Here is a 20,900-nt window from a genome sequence, read left to right as displayed (position 1 = left end):
GTCATGAAGTTGTTATTTCTTCTTGATTTGGATTGGTTAGGTTGATTAATCGATAATCGTAATCCTGTTTGTAGAACTTGTGTTGTGCAAAAACATAGTATTGCCCAGGCGTAAGTGTACCACCTTGGAGTAACTTGGCCTGATTGATGTCGGATGTGTGGCCAAATAATAGGTTGTAGTTTACGGACTCCTTCCAGAGTTCGATTTGTAGGTTGTAGAGTACATTGTTATTATTGAGTTGAGTAGTGGCGCTTACATTTTTGATAATTCCATCATCAAACAGGTTTCTGGTTAGTTTCTTCTTCGGAAACTTCAAGGCATCGTTATAGCCTGATAGCAATAAGTACGGTGTACTATCGCTCAAGGCGTTGGTATCAATAGTCAGGCTTTCAGTGATCAGATTATTGCTTTTGTTGATAACCTCTACCGTGTAGATGCCCTTAGTCACGGCCGTAAACTTTGGCTGAGTGCTTGTACGAATTAACTCTTTGGCTTGGTTGTAAAGATTGTACTGGAATAAGTTGATATCGCAGTAATCAAACAATTGTACGTACAACTCTGAACTTGGTACATTGATACTGTAATAAACCAATTTGGCTCTTACGGTTTGTAACACTGGTTTTTTGTTGAAAAAAGCCCATTTATCCTTATGGTTTTCAAATACTAGTTCGTACCTAACAGCGCCTGTACGGGTGATTTCAGTGGTTTTTTTGACACTAGAACAGGTCATGCAGTGGAAAACCTGAGTAATTTGGTTTTCGTCTGTAAACTCCAATGAAAATGACTGATTGATTAGCTTACGCTTGACTTCTGCCAAAAATTTGTGAGCAGGATAGGCACTATCAACGTTTACTGTGATTTTGGCTAAATCTGGTTGCAATTCATAAGAAGCATTAACGGTTACGTCTTGCCAATCAAATATCCAATTGGCTCCATAGGCAAATAAAAGGCTATCGTCGTACATTTTATTACGAAGTACGTCGTCGGTGTAGATAGCTCTTAATTGTTTTACGCTGCCAATATTTGTGTTTTTACACAGGATATCTTTCATGTCTGTTTAAATTTTTGGTGTAGCCCTTTCGACGGTGCCATGCTTTCTTCAAATTTACAGAAGGAAGAAGGTCTTCGTCAAGGTTGTATTTTTGGTAAAAATCTGCAATTGAAACACCCAAAAACTTCTTAATACCAAGATTTTGATGTAGGCGTGTATTTTCGGCAAAAGAATCCCACATCTTCTTTTTAAGAAAATTGAGAAAGTTGTTGATTACCTCTGGGTCGTTTTTGATTTTTTCAAAATCATCCTTTTGAAGTACCGTTCTGGTATGGTAAGGTATATCAACTCTTTTTTCTTGCATTTATTAATAATTGTTGTCTTACGCCGATATTTGTTTTTAAGCTTTGGAGGTATATTACTTATTGGTTGTACATTTTCTATTTCACTAGATTTGAACTCAATCATAGCTAAAGAGATAAAAACATTAATGATTACATAGTTTGTAATCATTTTCTTGTCATTTATCAAATTTTCAGCTTTTAAATAGTTAAATAGATACTTTGGTGCTTTTATTTCTGCTCTCATGGACAAGGACAAAAATTTTTACAAAACATGGCAAAAAGCATAAATTTTCTTTAAAAAATATAACACTTTCTTAGTTTTGTGAAAATGTTTTTTTAGTGGTATGTGATGGTAAAAGCTAGATTTTTTCAGCATTAATAAGCAAGTAGTATAACGCAGAATTCCTTGGGTTTTTTTGGAGTAAGCTAACTGCTTTTTGATGCAATAGTTCATGAATGCATCATAGAGATGATAATCTAAATGAAATCTGCGAGCTTTTATAGTTTCGACAATTACAGAATTGTGGGTAACTGTACGAATTATAATTTCCACTTCATCATTAGGTTTTGTTGTTGGTGGTTCAATGTTAAATTCTAAAAGGTGAATTTTATCAGAATCTATAATGTATGTACCTCCATCTGCCAGTGGTATTTTGATTCTTTTAGGAATGAGTTTCATTCTAGTAAATGGCTTAAAAATTCTTGGTTTTGATTGGTTGTGAAGCGATTCCTTATTAAGTATTCTTTTCTATCTAATATTTGATGCTTTAAAATATTGTCTTTGCAAGCGTTTTCGAATGACTCATAAAGTTCAAAGTCTCCTTGAAATCTTTTTACATGTATTATCTCTACATAAACTTTAAATGGATGAATAAATGAAATTTGTAAATCGATTTGATTTCGAATTCCCGTAGGTAAAGGTGTTAGCTTAGTAAGAAATATTCCTTTTACTTCTAACACATGATACTGACCATCTAGTAATGGTATTTTTATTCTTTTGAGTATTAATCTAGACATAACTTTTCCAAAGAAATAAGGGGATTTTTTTACAAGAGTTGCAAGCATTTTCAAACAATCTGTATAGTTGAATATCACCATTGAAACGTTTAATTTCAAAATCCTGCTGTTCTATATGGGTTATATGAGGTATTCTGATTGATATGTAAAGTGGTTCTGGTTTAGAGCTAAACCGCATATCGATTTTAGAATATTTATAATCCTTAACATTTAAAATTATAGTTTTCCCATTTGTTAATGGTATTTTGATTGATTTGAGTCTCATTTATTTTTCTTACATTTACACTGTTTTACAAATCATCTATACCTATGAAAAATTACCATAACTCCTTAGCTCCCATTCTTTTAGTTTGCGCTGTAGCTTCCTTATTTTTCTTGTTTCTGTTTGACTGTTGTAGCGGAAAAGTATATCAAGAAAAGTGTCAAATTGTTTATGCTGATTATAGACCTGCATGGAATGAAATTGTAACATCTACTGATAAAAAAGGCAATGTTTCGCATAGCCTAAAGCGTCATGCAGCTAAGTATTATTTGGGCATTGAGACCATAGGTGGCTACAGAGCTAAGGTAGATGTCGATGCTTTTACTTACGCTGAGTTCCAAAAGAAAGAAGCTGCTGTGTACCGCTGCCGAATTGGCAAGTGGTCAAAGATTCACTACTTTGAGAATGTAGAGTAATCTAATAATCAGATCCAGAAGAATTATTATTATCAGAGCAACCAGAGTCATACGATACTGAATCACTTGGACTACTTGGGTAGTCGTGCGAGTGTGAATCGCCAGTATGATGATGGTGGTGCCAATGGCTGTTATCTACTGTATCAGAATGATGGCGATGTGTATGATGTTGTTCTTGCTCTTGGTTTTGAACTGGAGCACTTTCTTCATGATTTTGTCCATAAAAAAACGGACTTGTTGGACTCAGAGGATTGTAGTGGTCATTGTCGTTACTCGATGGGAAATCAAAACCTCTGTAGGCGCTTGAATACCCACCAATTGTTGCACCACTAGAAATAGTTTTCTTTGGTTCTTTTTTAGTCTCCTTTGGGCTTTGCTCCTTGAAGCCAAATAGTTTTTTTAGCCAGTTCATAAGAATATTAGAGAAAGGATTGTAGTGGTTAGGTAAGTACTATGTAAAAATATAAAAAATGTATGATAATAAGATAATCTTATCATCTTATTATCGGATAATAATTTCGTAATATTGTCTTATCGACGTATTTCATTTCAATTAAATTCATTATTCTATGAATCTGCTATCATGTGACCATTTACATCCAATACCAATGAGAAACTATTTGCAGGAATCAATGCACATGGTTTTTAATAATTGGGAGTCTTTTAAAAAGGAGTTTCCCTTGCAATTTTTTGACCATAATCTAATCTATCGATTTGATTTTTATGAGTTAACAAAACTCCATAAAGATGAGGAAGGCTTATGGCATACAATCTTATTAGATGGTAGATTAGATGAAGTTGGAGAGTATGAGCAATTTTTGATTTCGGAACGAGGATTTGTAGAAGGTATAAATTTGCAACTGAGTATGATTCAGCAAAGAAAAGGCAACTTTATGCCCATATTTATCAGTAATATTCAGAAAGATGAACTGGATGATATTGAACAATATTTAAAAAAACACTTTGATTATATTCTTGAGATTTGGAAGCCTTTCAAACCATAAAGCTTTATTTGGCTTTGAATTTATGTGGGACAAAAATAAATTGTTTTATCCGATAATAAGATAATCATATTGTATTATTGTCTTATTATCGGATAATATATTTTGTTTTTATATGATTGATAATGTGAGCTTTATTGCGATACCCTTCGTATCAACATAGATGTTTTTTGAGATTCAGGATTGATTTTTACTTCATGTAAAACCCAAGGCACGTTGTCGGCCAGTAAAATAGTATCCCACTGGATTTCGTATAAGACCTGACGTGGTAAAATACAGCTAACATTGCATTCGATAGTATTTTGAAATTGCTTGATGTAGGATTCCCACAGTTTTTTGTATAGTCCATTATCTCCTTGGATAAATAGGCTTTGTCCTGATTTTTCGTTGGACATAGTTTGTGTGGATCCTGTTCGCGAATAAAAAAGGACTCTACTCTTTATATCTTCTTTACTCATATCAAACATTGCAGAGCGCCCAGACTGCCAAACTGATAACTCACCACTAGGTGCTGCAGGATTAATGATGCCAGAACCACCGTTATAGCTCCAGTCCCATGATGATTGGTAACTACCATGTGGATTGATACGCTGAGGGTTGGATGAGTCTACTTCTGAGTATTCGGACTGTTGAACCATTGGCACAAAGGCAATTGTAATGTTGGTTACATTTTCCTGCCCATCGAGTGGGCGTTCCTCAAACTTTGTGTTTTCAAAAGAAGGCTCGTCGGAGTTAGTAATATTCCATTTGAAAGCATACTTCTGTTGAACAGTAGGGTTGTTGGGACCTTCGGTGATGTAGGAATCAATATTTATCTTTTTGGCAGTGCTTAAATTAATTGTCCTATATCTGATTGATGCTACTTTGGTCATCGAATTAAAGTCAACCATTACATTCATAAAATCCTGTAGATAGTTGATAAACTCCTGAGCTGTCCAATCTGGCAAATAATCGGCATAAGTGATAATATTGTTATGCAGGATAAATGGCTTAGAGGTTGAAGGATGTTGTTTATCTGTACTAACCAATGTTAGCCAAAGAACATCTTTCCATACTGAATTTGTCCAGAAAGAAGAATCAACGGTGTATCCAAGGAGTTGGCAAAGTTTCTCAAAAATCCACTGTAATCTAAAAGCAGGACAAAACGTATAAACATTTAGGTCAGTGTCGGACGAATAGAAAAAGCTAGAACCTTGTTTGAGGTTGATATACCCGTTAAAGTCGCCATTGCCATCCCCATAGAAGTTTGGTGCATATACAGTGGGTAATTCGTAGGGTTTTGTCCATGTATTTCCCAAAGCATTGTTAAAGTACCCATTAAGGCTTGGATAAGTAAGCCTTGTAAAGTTGTAGGTAATTGTAAATTCGGTGGATCCAGGGCGTGGTCTACCAACACCACCCGTTGGTAAAGGATGCACTATAATTTTGGCAGTAATAGTAAAGTTACCGTCGGGTACACGTACAACCCACTCGGTTTCGTATCTCTCAATTTTTGAATTAGGGTAAAGAGAGCTAGGGGCATCATTATAGGCATCAATCATTTCCTGAATAAAATCAGTACCATCATATACGGCTGAAGCAGAATAATTAAAATCTTTTTCGAGTACTTTATCGGTATTAATAAATAACTGAAAAGTAGTAAAGTTACTACCAATATAGTCCGATAATGAGTATAGTGTTGATGAGCTGGTACGTGTACCAATTACATCATAAATATTGAGCTTGTAGAAAATTGTATTTGCATTGGTCGTTGCAATTACATCATTTCCAAAATCAAACTTAGCCAACTTTTGAGTCCACAGACTTAACGGAATATTTCCCGGGGCGGTCGACAAATCAACAGAGTAATACTGGCGTGCAGCATTTTTGATATTGCCAGTACCTGCGTAGAGTAGGATATTACCATCGAGAATCATAGAGGTAAAGCTACTTGGCGCGCTGGCGATGTTTCGGAGATGTGGATATCCTAAAGCCTTCTGAAGTTCGGGTGTAGCTGGCAACTCAAAACTAAGCGCATACTCACCCTTGACCTCCAGACTAGTCAAGGGTGAGGTTTTTACTATTTCGCAGTCAGAAAGTGCCTTGATGGCAATTTCGTTGTCGTTTACGATAAATTTCATCGGTTTATACTGGAGATATAAAATTCTAAGGTTGGGTTGTCGTACTGGTTTGTAGAAGTGTAACTTTCTAAGCTGCTAAAGCTTTTGTTGAGTAAAACAAACTGCTGATCCTGTATCATATAGATATCGTCAGAAAAAGCCAAATCCTGTATGATAGCCTTGCTATGCTGAGAGTTATGTTTGCCAAGGGTGATACTAAAGCTATCTCTTACCTCAGAGTCGAGCGTAAAGGTCTTATTTTTGATTTGAGCTGTTTCGGACTTGACATCTACTTTGTCCTTGCGTTCGCCTTCGAGCCTGACTGTTTCCCAAACACCAAAGATGTTTTGGAAACAAAGCATTACTTCATCGAGTGGAGTATTATAGTCGATAATCAAACGTTTTTGTTCAAAAGTTTGCGTATCAGATACCCAGAACAAATCAATATGTTCGACTTCCTGATAACCATCATAGAAATCTAAAAGATGGCTTGGAGAAAAGGAATAAAAATAGATTTTGTTGAGTACGACAGAGGCATAATCATCATGCAAATAAACAGGATCGGTGTAAAAGTCACGACCTCCAAAGCGAGCATAGAGTTTTATGCCTGTTGGAAGATTGTCCCATGTAGTAGCAAAATGATAGAAAATTGGCTGAGTTAGGCTTACAATCTCCGAGTTTTTACGATTGGACAAAAATTGTCCAGAAAAGTAATTTTTGATGTAGTTTTGGCCAAAAAGCTCAAAATACTGCTGCGGTATTTTGCCATTATGCACCATTAAGGTAGTTTTTGAGGCAAAAACTGTGGATGATAGTGCAGCGGTAAGCACCTCAATAGATTTCACCAAATCGGTAGTATGAAAGCCAAATTCAGTAGGTAATGTTGGAAGAGCCTGTTTGAATATCGGATTATTGACCAAAATACTCGACAAGTCAAAAGTATAGTTGCCATTGATGACAAATGCCATCAATGGCGCATTGGCGTTTAGATCGGTAGCACCAAATTTAATCAAAGCCTTTTTGAAATTATTTGAGCCATCGTACGCTTCGGTGTAGAATAGCTCATTTTTTGCAAAGTTTATCATTTAGCCAAAGCGTTTTTTTTCGTTTTAGAATTCTCATCCAATATTTTAAAAATTTCCTCAGCATCACGAGACTGGAAGAGTAGTTTTGCCATAATGCCGCTTTCAATTGTAGTTTTGAGGGAATCTAATACCTCCTGTTGTTTGGTAATTACATCAACTAGCTCCTTGTTAGCGTTGAAATTTGGATTTTGTAAATAGTCAAAGTTCATAGGAGTAGGAGAGCCTCCTTGGAAATAACTATTAATCCGCTTGGCTTCTACAACTCTTTCGATAGGCTTCCACCAGTCTTGTTGTCGGATGTTTTTAGGCACGACATACTCGTTGGGGTGTAGGATTGATAAAAATCCATTCTTACCATCGTTTACCCTTGTTTTGTCATTGCCTTCCCCAGTGTCACCACCCCAAAAATACTCTGGTATAGGTAAAGCAGCTAACTTTTGTACTTGGTCTAAAGACAATGCTGTTTGAATTGCTACCAGTGGAATATTGAAAGGATAAGGCACCGATGACATAGTTTGTAAAACAGATTGAATAGCCTGTTGAGTAGCTTTAATCACATTGGCATCATGCTCACTTTGCGCCTGACGATTTTTGATAGCCCTTTGTTTCTTCTCGTATTCTTTATCAGCTTTTTCTATTTCAGCATCATATTTCTTCTTGGTTATAAGACCAGATTCATATTGCTGCTTAAGAGAGTTTACCTTCCTGTTTTTGGCATTATCAGCATTTATTTGCTCAGCTTGATTATCGAGGTTTCGACTTTCGGCTAATGAGTTAGTGATATTGGAATAAGCCTGAATAGCTAAACTAGCGATATCCATCCACATGCCCTTTTCTAACTCCCTACGACGTAAGGCATACTTACGATGGATTTCTTCAGTAGAAGCGCCAATTTTAACAGCATTTTCAAGCTCTGCATGATACTCGAAGTTGAGCATGGCTACTTGAGCATCATGATGCTTGAAAATATTGCGTTTTGTTTGTTCAAGGTCGTTTTCGAGGCTTTGGCGAGTAGCGTTGATATACTTATTGCGTTTACGTACAAAGTATTCATCCCAAGCATTCTCGGATTGCTCCATGTAGGACTTTTCAATTGCCAATTTCTCCTCTTCAGTAAGCTCTTTGTTACGGAGTTCTTTTGACCATTGGAAATTGAGCAAATTGATGCGTTCCATCAATACCCCAAAGTCATCACCAACACGTTCCTTTTGTTTGATTCGTGCGTTTATTTCTTGCTCATACAGACGGTCAGTAACAGCCAAAATCTTTTTGGCAGACTCCTCAGCTTTTAATTCATCTTCACGACGAGACTTTTCTTTAAGGTCTTCAATTTGTCTTTCCGCAGCCTTGTATGTACTTACTCGAAAGTCCTCCAGTAATCGATCGTGGTCTTGCTGAGATACTTTAGCCTTTTTGAGTTCACGGTCTTTTTCGGCTACTTTCATACTAGCCTCTAAGCGGATATTTGATTCATTGCGCTCAAGTTCATCCTTGATAGCCTCCGAGTCCATTTTTGCAATTTCTTCGAGAGCTTTGAACTCAGCGTCAAGTCTTACTTCACGTTCACGAGCTAGTTTTTTGGCTAATTCATCAGCAGTAGCATCACGTTGCATTTTGGCTAATTGAGCTTCACGCTTGATGCGTTCCTTTTCAAGTTCAGTTTGTTTGTTTTTATCTTTTTCTTCATTTTTAGGAGTAACAAGATTTTCACCTTTTAGCACTTTTAATGTTTCTTCAGCTCCTTTTATACCATTATTTAGTGCTTGTAAAGATGATTGAAGTTTATTGAACTCCTCTTCAGAAATATATTCCTTTGTCATTTTGAAATACTTATTCTGCACTCCAAATAAATATCTTTCAGTCGCTTTTCTTCTGCCATCCGCTGTACGCTCAAATTTGGCAGATTGCTCAACAAGAGATTGCTCACGTTTCATTCTTAAGATATCATTCTCAGTTTCTTGAATTGCAATCCTGTTGGTATATTGTAAAATGAGTTTTTGTTGTTCGATATAGTCTTTTGCAATGGTAGTATTAATGCCTAAAGTTTGCCCATATTTATCCATCCCTTCCTTGGCATTAGGAACAATAATTCCAATTTGCTCAATGATATCCCTTAACTCCTTTTGTTGCTCTTTAGTTGGTTTAGTGATTTTACTTAACTCCTCATACCTTGTTAAAAGCCCAGGAAGAGAATCATTTAGTTGAATAACTTTTTGTTTTTGTTCTTCAAATACTTGAGTAGCTGATTTAGCAGGACTTACCATTTCTGTAAGACCTTTTAAAAGAGATTTTAAAGAAGGCTCAATTTTTTTAAAAGCATTTTCATACCAATCATTCAATGTGTTTTTAAATCGAACCCACCAACCTAAAGCAGCTTCAGATGCTTTAGTTGTTGCGCCCATCACACCCTCAACATTGCCTAAAGAAATCAAGTATTTTGATATAGCTAAGGCATTGTTGTCAACCTCCGTTCTTATTCCTTTAAATGTATATACAACCTTACTTCCTTGTACTTGAGCATTAATGCCAAACTCTTTTAAGCGTTCATTTTCATTTTGCTGACTATCGGCAATTGCTTCTACATAATCAGAAACTGATTTGTTTGATGATTTTGCCATGTCAGAGAGTGATATCATAGTATCCATTGTTGGAATGATACCAATATCCGACATTCGCTTGAATGCCATTGTGGCATTTTCGAGGTCAGTTCCTGTTTTAGTTGCAAATTCTCGAATGATTTTTTGAGCTTCAGCAGTTGCAGCTTTACTATTGTTGAGAGTAGTGAGTAATAGGTTATTGAGTGATTCACGCTTAGTACCAACCTCCCAAATTTTTTCAAAAGCGTCTTTTAAAAACTTTAAAGCACCAACGATGGCCATCACACGATAAAACATAGCAGAAAGCCCAGCTAATGTACCGCCTAAGCCTCCTTCACTGATAATATTGCCATAGCCATTTCTACGACCAGATGCTTGAGTACGTGACTCAAGTTCCTTTTCAATCTGCTCTTTTCTTTTGAGTTGCTCAATATACTCTTTTGTACCAAATGTCATTAACCTTAATGCATTGGTAATTTGCTTGTATTCTTGCTCCAAGCTGTCGGCAGTACGAAGGCTATCTTTTTCAGATTTCCTAAGCATGTCAAGTTCTTTTGAAGCTTCTGAAATTTTATTTGATAGTTCAGATAATTGCTTTTCTTTGGCAGAGTACGCCTCATTTCCTGAAAGAACAGTCTTCTTTAACTCTTCCAGTTTTTTACGTTCAACATTAGCAGCTTCAGAATTTTTGCCATGTTCTCTTACAACCTCATTTAGTGTCTTTTTTGCTTGCTTATAGGCATCATCATTCTTTAAAATTTCCTTTTCCATGCCCTGCATTTCCTTTTTTAAATCAAGAAATGAATGGTTTAGGTCAGAAATTTTATTTTCGAGTAAACCTATTTTATTGATAACATTTTGTAATTCAATATCAATTCGAAGTTGAATTTGGTCAGCTCGTAGTGCCATTATTTTTATTGATTAGGTCTAGAATATTTGTAGAAACTGTACGGCCAAGTACGTTTATGCCAACTCTTAGGAATCGGTTATACATATCATACATTGGTCTATTTATAAGTTTAAATTTTCTTCTTTTTTTAACTCTTTGGTCAGGTCTAGGTGGATAATGTCGTTTACCTTTTTGATAGTATCTACCAAAACCAGCATCGCGAATACGAATAGAATCATCGGAAATAACCTCAACCAAAATACTTGTATTTGATGAGGTTATTCGAACATTTGCAGGGTCTTTGGTTTTTGACCTTTTTATGATGTTTTTGTATTTAACACGAGTCTTTACTCTTTCTTCAAGGCGTGTACCTTCACCTTCAAGGTATTGAAGTAGTGGGTTTTTGATCTCCATGATACAAAATATGTTGTAGTGATGGAGTATTTCAAGGACGTTTTTTCAAACAAAAAGGCCATCCAATCTGGATGGCCTCAGGTTAATAATTCCAAGTTAAGCACTCAATTTTTTTCTTGGTAGCTTTCCGTCTACCATCTACAGCTAGGGTTTTCTCAATATCTTTTGATTTCCATCCGAATTTTTTGCGATACTCCATCAAAATTGGCTCAGGATAAGAACTCAGTAAGAATTTACCCTTTAGATTAGCACAAGCATCAAGTAAATTCTTAAAGTCATCAAGCGTATATCCTCCATAGTGGCCTTGGTTTGCAGAAACATACGGAGGGTCAAAGTAGAAAAATGCATCGGGTGAGTCGTAGGCTTTTACAACTTTTAAAACGTCGTAGTTTTCGATGGTGACCCGCTTCATGCGCTGCTGGAAAAGCTCAGTGAATTTCTCCTTTTTGTTGCCAATCTTGAGAGCAACTTTGCCTAATTTGTCATAGCCAAATCCAGCCCCAATCATACAGCTAAAGCTCATGTTTGTTTGCATCCATACCGACCAAGCAGCTTGAATTTTGTCTTTGTCAATACATTCTTCATCTTCATAAACGTTTAAAGATTCACGATGCTGAAGTCTCGAATGAAAAGACTCGTCAATTTTTTCTTTTAAGCTTTCAAAGTCGTATTTTAGTACTTTGTAAAAGTTGATAAGATTACTATTAGTATCATTGACAACTTCAGCTTTGGATTGTGGCTTGCCAAAAAATACGGCACCACCGCCAAAGAAAGGCTCAACGTAAGTGTGATGTTCTGGAATCAGGGGAAGGATTTCAGATAGGAGTGTCTGCTTACCTCCGTAATAGGAGATAGGAGTTTTTAAAAGTGGTTTAGTCATTTTATTAATAGGTTGTAGTATTAAACTTCTACAAAGAAACTGCAAAAGCGTTATAAAAATAACGCTTTTGCATAAAAAATATTATCTCAAGAGGGGCGACACCTCCAAAACGTCTTAGTATGGACCATTTAATTTCTCTGAAAGTGCAAGGTGCTAAAGCATTCGAAGAATGTGAAAAGACAAAAGATAGATGGAGAAGGTATAAGATGCCTTCCCACATGAGAGCAGGTTTTCTGTTTCCTTACTTTATCACTGAAACAGTGATATATGTTTTGAGTATGCCATCAACTGTAAATCCTAAAGTTCACTACAGAGGATTTACATTAGATGAAGGAAAAGAAGTTTCAAGTCTATAAAGAAGGAAATGAAACGTTTATCAAATTCATTACTCAAGATATAGTATTTAAGGTTTATGAAAGTTCATCATACGATGAATTTAAAACACTAATTGATGGTAAGCCAATTTATGTGTTACCTAATCAATTACTTGGGTTTGAGGTTATTGAAAACAAAGAATTTGTAACAGAAAGAGTAATAAAACGGCTTTTAAGCTGGTATTTTTACTCGTTTTTGCAAAAGGGGAGATAAAAAAGACACACAATTAATAGTGTGTTTTTTCATAACTCCCTGTACGTCAACGGAATCTCCCTTTTTGAAGGGGAGATTCTTTTTTTATTTCTTCCGAACTCCGTTTCACGCAGTAGGTCGGGTTGCAATTGCAACGGGGCTTGCGCTTGATATATGATCGGGGTGGCCCCGTCCTGGCCTATTTGTAGACCAAAAAAAAAGCGTTCGGCAGGGCTGAACGCTTTTATAAATTCTAAACAAAATAATAATTGATATTTTTGAAAAATGGATCGATCCTTAGAAAAATTAGGGAAGAGCAAAACCGAGCTTACAAATAAGCTCGGTAAAATTAATTCTTAAAGATTATTTTTTTATTAGCTTTTGAAAGTATTTCAATACGCTAGGTTTGACAAATTTTTCAAATGATTTGATATTTGCTGAAATAGTGTTCACTTGTTCAAATTTTGAAAATTGAAATAGATTGTCTAAAAATACAATCCAATTTTCAACGTGGGTATAATTAGTTGTAGAATTTTGATGGCTAAAACAAATTGTACCTAAATGAATTTTGTTAGGGAAATTCAATTTGTGATTTTGATTAGGTCCTACAATTGATAATTTTTGGGTATCATTACCTATTTGTAATAAAGCGTTTTCGTAGCTTATTAAGCTTTTGCAATAAGGGTTTTCATCTAAGCGTCTACAAGGCTTATGAAATTTGTCTATAACATTTTCATAACGAATATAGTTAATGACAGCATTGTGTAGATGATTTGGATCTGTGAAAGCTGTTAGAAAATGAATATGAATACTACAATAATCATTAGTTTTCATTCTTAATTTTTTCAGACAATCTAATACAATTTTGATTTGATTAAGCCCTTCTATGCCTTTGATTATAGGGCTTTTGACCTCAAATGATTTGTATTCTACAATTGATTTGTTATCTATTACATTCCAAAATGTTAGCTCTTGTGCCAAATTTGAGGGCTTATTAACGCTTAATCCAGCATCAATTAAGCTTTTATATATTTCGTCCTTATTAACCCCAAATCCTTCAATTCTAAAGATGAATTTAACATCAAAATCTTTTATTGAAAATTTGATTAAATCGGCTTTTTCAGGCCAATATTTTAAGAAAATTTTTTTCACTAAACTAATGCTACTATTAGTTAATTGAGCTACCTCTAAAAAGCTTAATTCTAGCGATAATAATTGTCTTATCTGAACGTTTTTCGTGATTTTTTGATTTGCTAAAACATCATTGATTTGCGTTTGTCTTTGTGCTGTATTCATCTTGTTATCAATTAGTTATTTTGTTTTTTACGTTGCAAACATAAGCTCGTTACTTTCGATAGTCAAGTCAATTTCGAAAAAAATACCGTTTATTTTTAAATTTATATTTTTGGGTATTTTAATAATTGGTATAAGAAAAAAGCACAAATATAAATCTAATTATATAGGATTATACCTATCTAGCCAGCTGTACCGCTAAACATACGTTTAACGGGAAAGTGCGAAATATCACTTTCCAGATTTCAGGATCCAGATTTTTGAAAAGTTCGGGATAGTTTCGGGATAGTAGAGGGATAGTTTCGGGATAGTTATAAGCTCAATTATTGATTTATGTTAAGAAAATAAAAAAACTTTAAAAATTTATTTGTCTCAATTTGCGACAAATAAAAAAAGGTGTTAACTTTGGTACATAATAAAACAGCGGCACCCGAAAAGCTGAGAGAGAGAGTAGGGATTAATCACCTGACTGGGTGTAAACAGTAAAAAAATGAAAAATTTCATAAAAGTATCGGAAGCTCCAAAAACGAAAATTAAACTAAGAAAAGCTATCGAAAACGGACAAATTGCCGTTTATGAAAATAATGACAATGAGGACAATGTATTTAGAAAGCTAGACGACGTAGATAATATCTTGCGTCTATGGCAAGGCTTCAATTACGCTCCTAAATATCAAGGCGATTCTAACGACGCTATAGCCTATTTAGGTACGTCGTTCAACTACAAATTCTCATTTGTAACAAAATAATTTAAAAAAACAGCGGCACCCGAAAAGCTAAGAGAGAGTAGGGCAACAACTTTTCTAATATCTAATACTATATCACAGAAAAATAATTGCAATTTTAATCGTACCAGGGGCATATTGCCCCAGAGGAATTTTTCAACAAAAACCACCTAGCTCGGTGCAAAGAGCCAACAAAATGAATCTACTTAGCATTATCCTTAGAGGTCTTTTGTACCTCCTGCCTATTGTTTTTTTGCCCTCTGCTATCAAGCCTCTTAGAGTTCGAGGTATTGTAAGCTGGATTGCTTACTCACAGAAGGTGCCAAAAAGTAAGATAGTTTTAGTTCGGAACTCATTGCATAGTTTCGAGCTGTATTGCGAAAATAAGCCTACTGGATACTACTTTCGAATTGATAAGAACCAAGTAACCATATAAGCAACAATGTCCACTATGCCGTTCGAAACGACCTTGTGGACATTAGCTTTTCTAACAGCTGACACAAAGATGAAAAAAATTTCTCAAAAGGAGCTTGAACGCTCCGAAAGAATTTGCCAGTTTCTTCGCGATAATCCGATAATTTCAGTTTCGGAGGTTGAGCGAAAAGCTAATATGCAACGAACTATGTTGCAAAAAGCCGTAGTAGGTAAACTCAAAAATATCGCAACAAAGTACCTGAGCGATATTGAGGATATTTTGAAGCCATACGGCTTCAAAGTAGTTCATAGTCCTTACACTTACATGCAGGACCTGAAAAGAATGCTTGAGCATCATTACGAAATTTGGCAAGCTGTACGGGATTACGGTGAGCCTAGCGAGGAAGACTTAGAGTATCTTCAGTTTGTTGACCAGCTTGAAGAAACTATAAGGAAATCAAAATTCTATTGGCAACCTAAGTTGAAAGAGGATGCCAGCGGGGAATTTGAAAGAGACCCCGAAACTGGGGATTTCTTTCTGGATCCAGAGCACGAAAAAACTCGACCAGAAGGCGTATAGAAAAGCAAAAGGCACTCGAATTGAGTGCCTTTTTGCTTTGCGTTGTAACAACGTCTTCGTTCCAATGAGCGATTTTAATCGGGTTTTCACCGAACCAGATGGCTACCTTGCGAAACTGTTTCAAATGTAGTAGCTATTTTGTTTAGAATCAATATAAATTATAAAATATCTAAAAAATAATGTTATACAAATTTGTATAACATATAGGAATTTATTAATTTTAACTCATCAAATAACAACGCTTTTAGCCCGTCGCCGAGGTGTTACATCGGGAGTACAAAATGACTTCAGTATTGATGACTATCGAAAACATGATTATGCTTGCCAATCACACTGACTTCGACACTACTATGGTGTTGGATGAAGCGAAAGATGGTGCAATTTTCCGTCTTTTTTCAGACGGTAAGTTTGCTCAAGCACTGAGCGGTGGCGGTGCCACTGGTACATGGGATGGACTAGAATGGGAAGAGTTGGAAATGTGGGCTCGACTAGGCGATGCCTGTGATACTGGAGATGTGGTTGTCAATGCCGAAACTCGTGAAGAGTTTCTGGTGGGTGGTGCTGATGAAAACTGGGATGGCTCTTTCTTGCAAGTGTATTGTACACGCGCTGATTTGCGTGACTGGGAAGGAGGCGAAGGAGTACAAGAGGGCGAATACCCTTTAGTATCCGAAACGGGTAATGAGGAGTTGTATGAAGCGTTTTGGCAAAAGAATGCCGAAACTGGAAACCCTTATCGCTTAGATGATTTTGAGTATAACGGTTCATTTTTCATTCGTTTATGATATGCTAATAGAAACAAGTTTCAAACTCCCGTCTGGCAAATGGCAAACGGGAGTTGGTTTTCAAAGTCCCGAGGAATTCGTGGACTTTTTTTCGGCTGAGTCCGTTTACGGTGGTGCCGAATTTAGGGTGTCTGTAGATCCAGATGACGTTCCAAAACTGATAGCTGCAATTCGAAAGGGTAGAAGCTATTCACAGACTCAACTAGGCGGAAAAATGGAGTCTACTTATAACCGTCATGTTGTATCTGCGATTGAAAAAGGGCAACGCAAGTTAGGTCTTAAGACCATCGACCAGATTGCAAAAGCCCTATCCCTAGAGGTCAAAATCCAGTTCCAAGGGGTCGGACAGTTTGCAGAAATACCCCCGAATCCTGAGGATTTTTACGGGGATATTGACCCTGGCATGTTTGAGGATTAGCGAAATGCGAAATGCGAAAAACCAAATTTCCAAAATGCGAAATGCGGTTTTCCGAAATGCGAAAAGCCAAAATGCGAAATGCGAAAAACTAAATTTCCATTTTGCGAAATGCGAAATGCGAAAAAGTAAAATTTAAAAATCACCTAGCTGGGTGCAAACAGCATAACCATGAAAAACTCAAATAAAAAACTCCGTATCCGAGCGGCGATAGACAATTCTATCAAGACTTATATCGATAAGTCTGAAAAGTATAAGGGCTTTATGCCTAAGTATAAGGTCAAAGCTCAGGATAAAGAACATTTTGAGGATTTTGCTGAAAAGCATATCACTCTAAAGTCTAGAGCCAAATATGAGTTGGATTTAGTAGAAGAGCTTAAAAGTCGCTCATTTAATTCATACTGGGGAACTTTTCAATTAGACCCTAATGACCTTTATGCAAAAATGGTGATTGAAAAGCTAAAAATATCATATAGAGAGTATAGAAATTGCATAGAATTAAATTTTGATTACTTCAGAACTCCTGCTGAAAGAGCCTACACTAAAATAAAAGAAAGACAAGCAGAGGTTATCTATACTCATGCTGTACACTGTCACCCCGATGTCGACCCGAAATGTTTCCGAATTTGGGAAGAAATTTCATGGAAAACCAATGCTAATGTGGCAAAAGAGCCACAATACCTCAAAAGAAATGGTTTGGTCCTTTTTGAAAAAGGACTAGGTTATGGTGCTTGGGATTCAAATGGTGTTTGGGGTGTGTCGCCTCATACCATTGTCAAAGCATGGTTTTTGTCTGGTGCTAAAGATTGTCAGAAGTTTAGAGTTATCCTTCATCACCTTCATATTTTAGGTAAAAAATATGGTAGATATGATGGTGATGACTTCATTCAAAATATAAGGAAAAATGCCTCTGCTGAAGAAACATCATACTTCCTAAAAGGGAAACGCTTTGTTCAACAGTGGACAAATTACGGGCGTAATTTCAAATACAAAGATTTTGTAAGAGTAGGAAAGGTGAAATCCCTGCCTATTAGACTAGCTCTAATTACTGATACGGGAACTTATGAAGCTAAATTTAATGGTTGGCGATATCAATCACTCAATTACGAGTATGCTAGTAAAGTTCAAAAAATGAGCAAAGCTGACCAAGCGAAAATCTTGCCAAGTAAAGCTGCTTGGTACTACCTGTATGGTAGATGTCCATTTGATAATTCAGAAGCTACTAATAAGGATATCCCAAAACCATCTTTTCTATCAAGATGGAAAAAAGGTGCTGCAACTTTTGCCAAGTTGTGCCAACATTTTGGCAAAGACAAGTCTATGTTATTGCCAAATTTCAATCTAGCAACCCTTTTTGGCTCAGAAGCTGAAATTTTAAAATTTGTCAATAATAATACGCATCGTAAATATGTCTCACTTGAGCAATTGAAAGGCTCGAATGTAATTCATGATTTCGGTCAATTCACTTTGCCTACTTCAGAATTCTCCATTTCTTGGAAAGACTTCGTTATGAAGTATCCAGAAGCATTGAAATTTTCAACAAACTGGGTAAATGTTGAAAATACATTAGGTAGATTACCCAAAAGCCTTGTAGAGCTGAGAAATACTGTTGCTCAGTTCCACTATGAAAATGTAACCAATCCATTGTGTGCGGTTGCTTGCTTCGAATTAAAGCTTTCACAATATCAGTTTGAGCGTTATCAGGCTCTTTATAATAATTTGAAAGTAGCAGAATCATGCCCACACGTTCATGTGACCCAAAATGGGTTTACTTTCAGAAAACTTGCCTATGATGACCCCAAAGGAGCTTTGCTAGGGCTAATAACTAACTGTTGCCAGCACCTAGAAGGTGCTGCTTCAGCTTGTGCAAAGCATGGAGTTCAAGAAGAAAGCAGTGCATTTTACGTCGTAGAAAAAGACGGAAAAATCATTGCTCAAAGCTGGGCGTGGAGAAGCCAAAAAGGCGATTTGGTATTTGATAGTATTGAAGCTGTAAGTAATGTATATCAAGACTCAATTGCAAGTATGTACCAACTTGCATCAGAAAAAATAATTGGCAAGCTTGGAATTAACCGTGTCCTAGTAGGATCCACTAGCTACGGTATTACTTACAATATCAAAAATATCCTTCAAAAAGGTTCAGAAATTTTCAGCGAACAAATGGTCAAAGACTGTTCGTACATGGATGGCAAGAACCAGTGGCTTTTAGCTGAAACAGGAGATGAACCTATAAAGCTTAAGAAAAGGGACATCAAGCCCTCTATTAAGCCTAAACATCAAAGTATTGTTAGCAATACGCTACTTGAAGGCAGTGATGTATATTGTGAGTACTGTGATGCCGAGGTACATCCAGACTGTGAAATTTGCCCGAACTGTCATGAAAATATAGCAGAATGGGTTTAGCTTGTTATCTTCGTGCAAAAAACACTATGCACGAACGACTAAAACAGCTACGTCTTTCGGCTAACTTGTCTCAAGCTGAGTTAGCCGAAAGAATTGGGAAAGGCGGATATAACGAAAAAATTATTGAATCCATCGAAACAGGTAACCGCAACATTGGACTTAATCTATTGGAGGACTGGGCGAAAGGTTGTGGTTATGACTTAAGTATTGAATTTGTGAAAAAATGAAATGCGAAATGCGAAAAACGGATTTTTCGAAATGCGAAAAGCCAAAATGCGAAAAATGAAAAATGCATTTTGCGAAATGCGAAAAACAAAATTTTGAAAAATAAAAATAGGTTGTTGCAAGCCTTATGTGAGGCTTTGGCGCTCGTAAATTGCAACTGATAATATGGAAAAAGACAAAGGGGTGATAATTACCCGAAAAATTCAAGTAAGATGCGAAGATGTTGCATTTTATGAAATGTTAAGAGACCTGAACAAAAAAGTTTTCAAAATGGCAAACCGCATGATGCAAAAATTGTATCTGGCTGATGCCGTTGAAAATGAGTTGATGGTGCAAAACCTTGTAGCCAAAAAAGCGGAATTAAAGCCGTTTTTGTACGGTAAAGAGGGTGCTATGACTGAAAAGTCAAAGCAGAATATCCCTTATGAGGTTTCAGCTGCCGAATATAGCGAAGTACCTTCTACAATTAGGGCAGCACTTGCTTCTAATGTTTTTGCCAAGTTCAAAACAGATGCTTTTGATGTATCTATAGGCAAAAAAACGCAAGCGACTTTTCGTTTTGGTATGCCTATACCATTTATGAAAAGTGCTATAGCGGGATTGAGCATCGAAGGATTTACAATGTTCAAGCATAATATTTTGTGGGTTTTTGGTCGTGACCGCTCAGGAAATGCCAAAATAGTAGAGGGTATATTGGAAGGAAAGTATGACCTTTGTGACTCTTCTATCAGTTATGAAGGAAAGAAAACCTTTGTAAACTTGGTAGTAAGAATACCAAAAGTCATTCACGAGATGGACCCAAACAGACACGCTATCGTTGATATTTCGTGGAAATGTCCGATAAAGGTAAATATTGGCGAGCGTGTGTATGATGTTGGATCCTTAGACAAACTGGAGCATATGCGTTTGCAATTGCAAGCAAGATACTACAAGGCTCAGGTAGCATCTAAGTTCTCAAAAGGAGGACACGGACGAGCTAAAAAATTGCGTGCACTTGACAAATTCAACGAGCTAGAGTCAAATACAGCCAAAACACTAGCTCACGGATTGACCCTTGAAGTTGTCAAGCTACTAGTAAAACATCAGGTAGGAAAAGTTACAATTGTTTGTAACGAGCCTTCTAGTGATGAAAACGAAGAAAATAAAAAGTACCAAATAAGAAATTTTGGTTACTCGAAAATAAAAGAGTTACTTTTGCAAAAGCTAAAAAAGAACTCTATCTATATAGAGTAAAGATATGTTGGGCGGTTCTACGTCCATAAGCTGAGGCGAAGGCACTCGGTAAGGTACGGGTTAGAATGTAAGTTCTGACTTATGTAGCATAAGAACACTGAAGTTTTTTTGTAAAGATTAAAATAGCGTAAAAGATATTCTGGGCGGTTCTACGTCCATAAGCTGAGGCGAAGGCACTCGGTAAGGTACGAGTTAGAATGCAAGTTGTGACTTATGTAGCATTAGAACACTCTCCCCTATTTGTTGGTTACTATTATGATATTAGT

22 protein-coding genes are annotated in these 20,900 nt (G+C 36.3%); 11 read left to right on the top strand and 11 right to left on the bottom strand.

The genetic code is table 11. The features are described from left to right. Position 1 precedes the first annotated feature (1 nt). The 4 genes from BWI92_RS21470 to BWI92_RS21455 all read right to left on the bottom strand — a co-directional run bounded on the left by BWI92_RS21470 (position 2) and on the right by BWI92_RS21455 (position 2,400). Positions 2-1,051: a hypothetical protein gene (locus tag BWI92_RS21470; RefSeq protein ID WP_095166672.1), complete on the bottom strand. Its 1,050-nt coding sequence runs from the start codon at positions 1,049-1,051 to the stop codon at positions 2-4. Further along, complete coding sequence (locus BWI92_RS21465; protein WP_095166670.1) at positions 1,032-1,355, bottom strand: hypothetical protein; 324 nt, start codon at positions 1,353-1,355, stop codon at positions 1,032-1,034. Before BWI92_RS21465 ends, BWI92_RS21470 begins: the two co-directional genes overlap by 20 nt. A 242-nt stretch (positions 1,356-1,597) precedes the next feature. Then, positions 1,598-2,014: a hypothetical protein gene (locus BWI92_RS21460; RefSeq protein WP_095166668.1), complete on the bottom strand. Its 417-nt coding sequence runs from the start codon at positions 2,012-2,014 to the stop codon at positions 1,598-1,600. Next, positions 2,011-2,400, bottom strand: a complete 390-nt coding sequence (locus BWI92_RS21455) for a hypothetical protein (RefSeq protein ID WP_176464499.1) — start codon at positions 2,398-2,400, stop codon at positions 2,011-2,013. The genes BWI92_RS21460 and BWI92_RS21455 overlap by 4 nt, the downstream gene beginning before the upstream one ends. Before the next feature lie 261 nt (positions 2,401-2,661). Between BWI92_RS21455 and BWI92_RS21450 the strand changes: the two genes are divergently transcribed. After that, entirely contained in the window at positions 2,662-3,030 is a 369-nt protein-coding gene (locus BWI92_RS21450; RefSeq protein ID WP_095166663.1) for a hypothetical protein, read from the top strand. A gap of 1 nt (position 3,031) precedes the next feature. Here BWI92_RS21450 and BWI92_RS21445 read toward each other — a convergent pair whose 3' ends face one another. Next, entirely contained in the window at positions 3,032-3,442 is a 411-nt protein-coding gene (locus tag BWI92_RS21445) for a hypothetical protein (protein WP_095166661.1), read from the bottom strand. 196 nt (positions 3,443-3,638) lie between these two features. On the opposite strand from BWI92_RS21445, the gene BWI92_RS21440 reads away from it, so the two are divergent. Then, positions 3,639-4,034: a hypothetical protein gene (locus tag BWI92_RS21440; RefSeq protein ID WP_141234868.1), complete on the top strand. Its 396-nt coding sequence runs from the start codon at positions 3,639-3,641 to the stop codon at positions 4,032-4,034. A 131-nt stretch (positions 4,035-4,165) separates the two neighbouring features. Here BWI92_RS21440 and BWI92_RS21435 read toward each other — a convergent pair whose 3' ends face one another. The 5 genes from BWI92_RS21435 to BWI92_RS21415 form a co-directional block, all read right to left on the bottom strand. Next, on the bottom strand, positions 4,166-6,151 hold the full coding sequence (locus tag BWI92_RS21435; protein ID WP_095166657.1) for a hypothetical protein: 1,986 nt from the start codon (positions 6,149-6,151) through the stop codon (positions 4,166-4,168). Beyond that, entirely contained in the window at positions 6,148-7,215 is a 1,068-nt protein-coding gene (locus BWI92_RS21430; protein ID WP_095166654.1) for a hypothetical protein, read from the bottom strand. Before BWI92_RS21430 ends, BWI92_RS21435 begins: the two co-directional genes overlap by 4 nt. Next, positions 7,212-10,721, bottom strand: a complete 3,510-nt coding sequence (locus BWI92_RS21425; protein WP_095166652.1) for a hypothetical protein — start codon at positions 10,719-10,721, stop codon at positions 7,212-7,214. Before BWI92_RS21425 ends, BWI92_RS21430 begins: the two co-directional genes overlap by 4 nt. Next, positions 10,705-11,115 (bottom strand): hypothetical protein, encoded by a 411-nt coding sequence (locus BWI92_RS21420; protein ID WP_095166650.1) that lies wholly within the window; start codon positions 11,113-11,115, stop codon positions 10,705-10,707. The genes BWI92_RS21425 and BWI92_RS21420 overlap by 17 nt, the downstream gene beginning before the upstream one ends. Positions 11,116-11,197: 82 nt before the next feature. Beyond that, entirely contained in the window at positions 11,198-11,995 is a 798-nt protein-coding gene (locus tag BWI92_RS21415; RefSeq protein WP_095166648.1) for a DNA adenine methylase, read from the bottom strand. A 119-nt stretch (positions 11,996-12,114) separates the two neighbouring features. On the opposite strand from BWI92_RS21415, the gene BWI92_RS21410 reads away from it, so the two are divergent. Together BWI92_RS21410 and BWI92_RS27400 are read left to right on the top strand one after the other, a co-directional pair. Further along, on the top strand, positions 12,115-12,351 hold the full coding sequence (locus BWI92_RS21410; RefSeq protein WP_095166645.1) for a hypothetical protein: 237 nt from the start codon (positions 12,115-12,117) through the stop codon (positions 12,349-12,351). Beyond that, positions 12,323-12,583 carry a hypothetical protein gene (locus tag BWI92_RS27400; RefSeq protein ID WP_095166643.1) on the top strand — a complete coding sequence of 87 codons (261 nt, stop codon included), beginning with the start codon at positions 12,323-12,325 and terminating at the stop codon, positions 12,581-12,583. Before BWI92_RS21410 ends, BWI92_RS27400 begins: the two co-directional genes overlap by 29 nt. Positions 12,584-12,925: 342 nt before the next feature. Here the strand turns inward: BWI92_RS27400 and BWI92_RS21400 are convergent, their stop codons facing one another. Next, entirely contained in the window at positions 12,926-13,858 is a 933-nt protein-coding gene (locus BWI92_RS21400) for an amidoligase family protein (protein ID WP_095166639.1), read from the bottom strand. A gap of 487 nt (positions 13,859-14,345) precedes the next feature. Here BWI92_RS21400 and BWI92_RS21395 point away from each other — a divergent pair, with 487 nt between their 5' ends. The 7 genes from BWI92_RS21395 to BWI92_RS21365 all read left to right on the top strand — a co-directional run bounded on the left by BWI92_RS21395 (position 14,346) and on the right by BWI92_RS21365 (position 20,634). Further along, positions 14,346-14,603: a hypothetical protein gene (locus tag BWI92_RS21395; RefSeq protein WP_095166636.1), complete on the top strand. Its 258-nt coding sequence runs from the start codon at positions 14,346-14,348 to the stop codon at positions 14,601-14,603. A gap of 481 nt (positions 14,604-15,084) precedes the next feature. After that, positions 15,085-15,573 carry a hypothetical protein gene (locus BWI92_RS21390; RefSeq protein WP_141234867.1) on the top strand — a complete coding sequence of 163 codons (489 nt, stop codon included), beginning with the start codon at positions 15,085-15,087 and terminating at the stop codon, positions 15,571-15,573. A gap of 281 nt (positions 15,574-15,854) precedes the next feature. Beyond that, a complete protein-coding gene (locus BWI92_RS21385; RefSeq protein ID WP_141234866.1) occupies positions 15,855-16,358 on the top strand; it encodes a hypothetical protein in 504 nt (167 codons plus the stop codon). After that, positions 16,318-16,776 carry a helix-turn-helix transcriptional regulator gene (locus BWI92_RS21380; protein ID WP_095166632.1) on the top strand — a complete coding sequence of 153 codons (459 nt, stop codon included), beginning with the start codon at positions 16,318-16,320 and terminating at the stop codon, positions 16,774-16,776. Before BWI92_RS21385 ends, BWI92_RS21380 begins: the two co-directional genes overlap by 41 nt. Before the next feature lie 168 nt (positions 16,777-16,944). After that, a complete protein-coding gene (locus BWI92_RS21375; RefSeq protein ID WP_095166630.1) occupies positions 16,945-19,176 on the top strand; it encodes a hypothetical protein in 2,232 nt (743 codons plus the stop codon). 26 nt (positions 19,177-19,202) lie between these two features. Next, entirely contained in the window at positions 19,203-19,403 is a 201-nt protein-coding gene (locus BWI92_RS21370) for a helix-turn-helix transcriptional regulator (protein ID WP_176464498.1), read from the top strand. A gap of 163 nt (positions 19,404-19,566) precedes the next feature. After that, a complete protein-coding gene (locus BWI92_RS21365) occupies positions 19,567-20,634 on the top strand; it encodes a hypothetical protein (RefSeq protein ID WP_095166626.1) in 1,068 nt (355 codons plus the stop codon). The last annotated feature ends 266 nt before the right edge of the window (positions 20,635-20,900 follow it).

The sequence above is a fragment of the Flectobacillus sp. BAB-3569 genome (assembly GCF_002270355.1).
In the GTDB taxonomy this organism is placed as follows: domain Bacteria; phylum Bacteroidota; class Bacteroidia; order Cytophagales; family Spirosomataceae; genus Flectobacillus; species Flectobacillus roseus.
The sequence above is the reverse complement of the archived record's forward strand: the minus strand, read 5'-3'. Positions and strand labels throughout refer to the sequence as shown.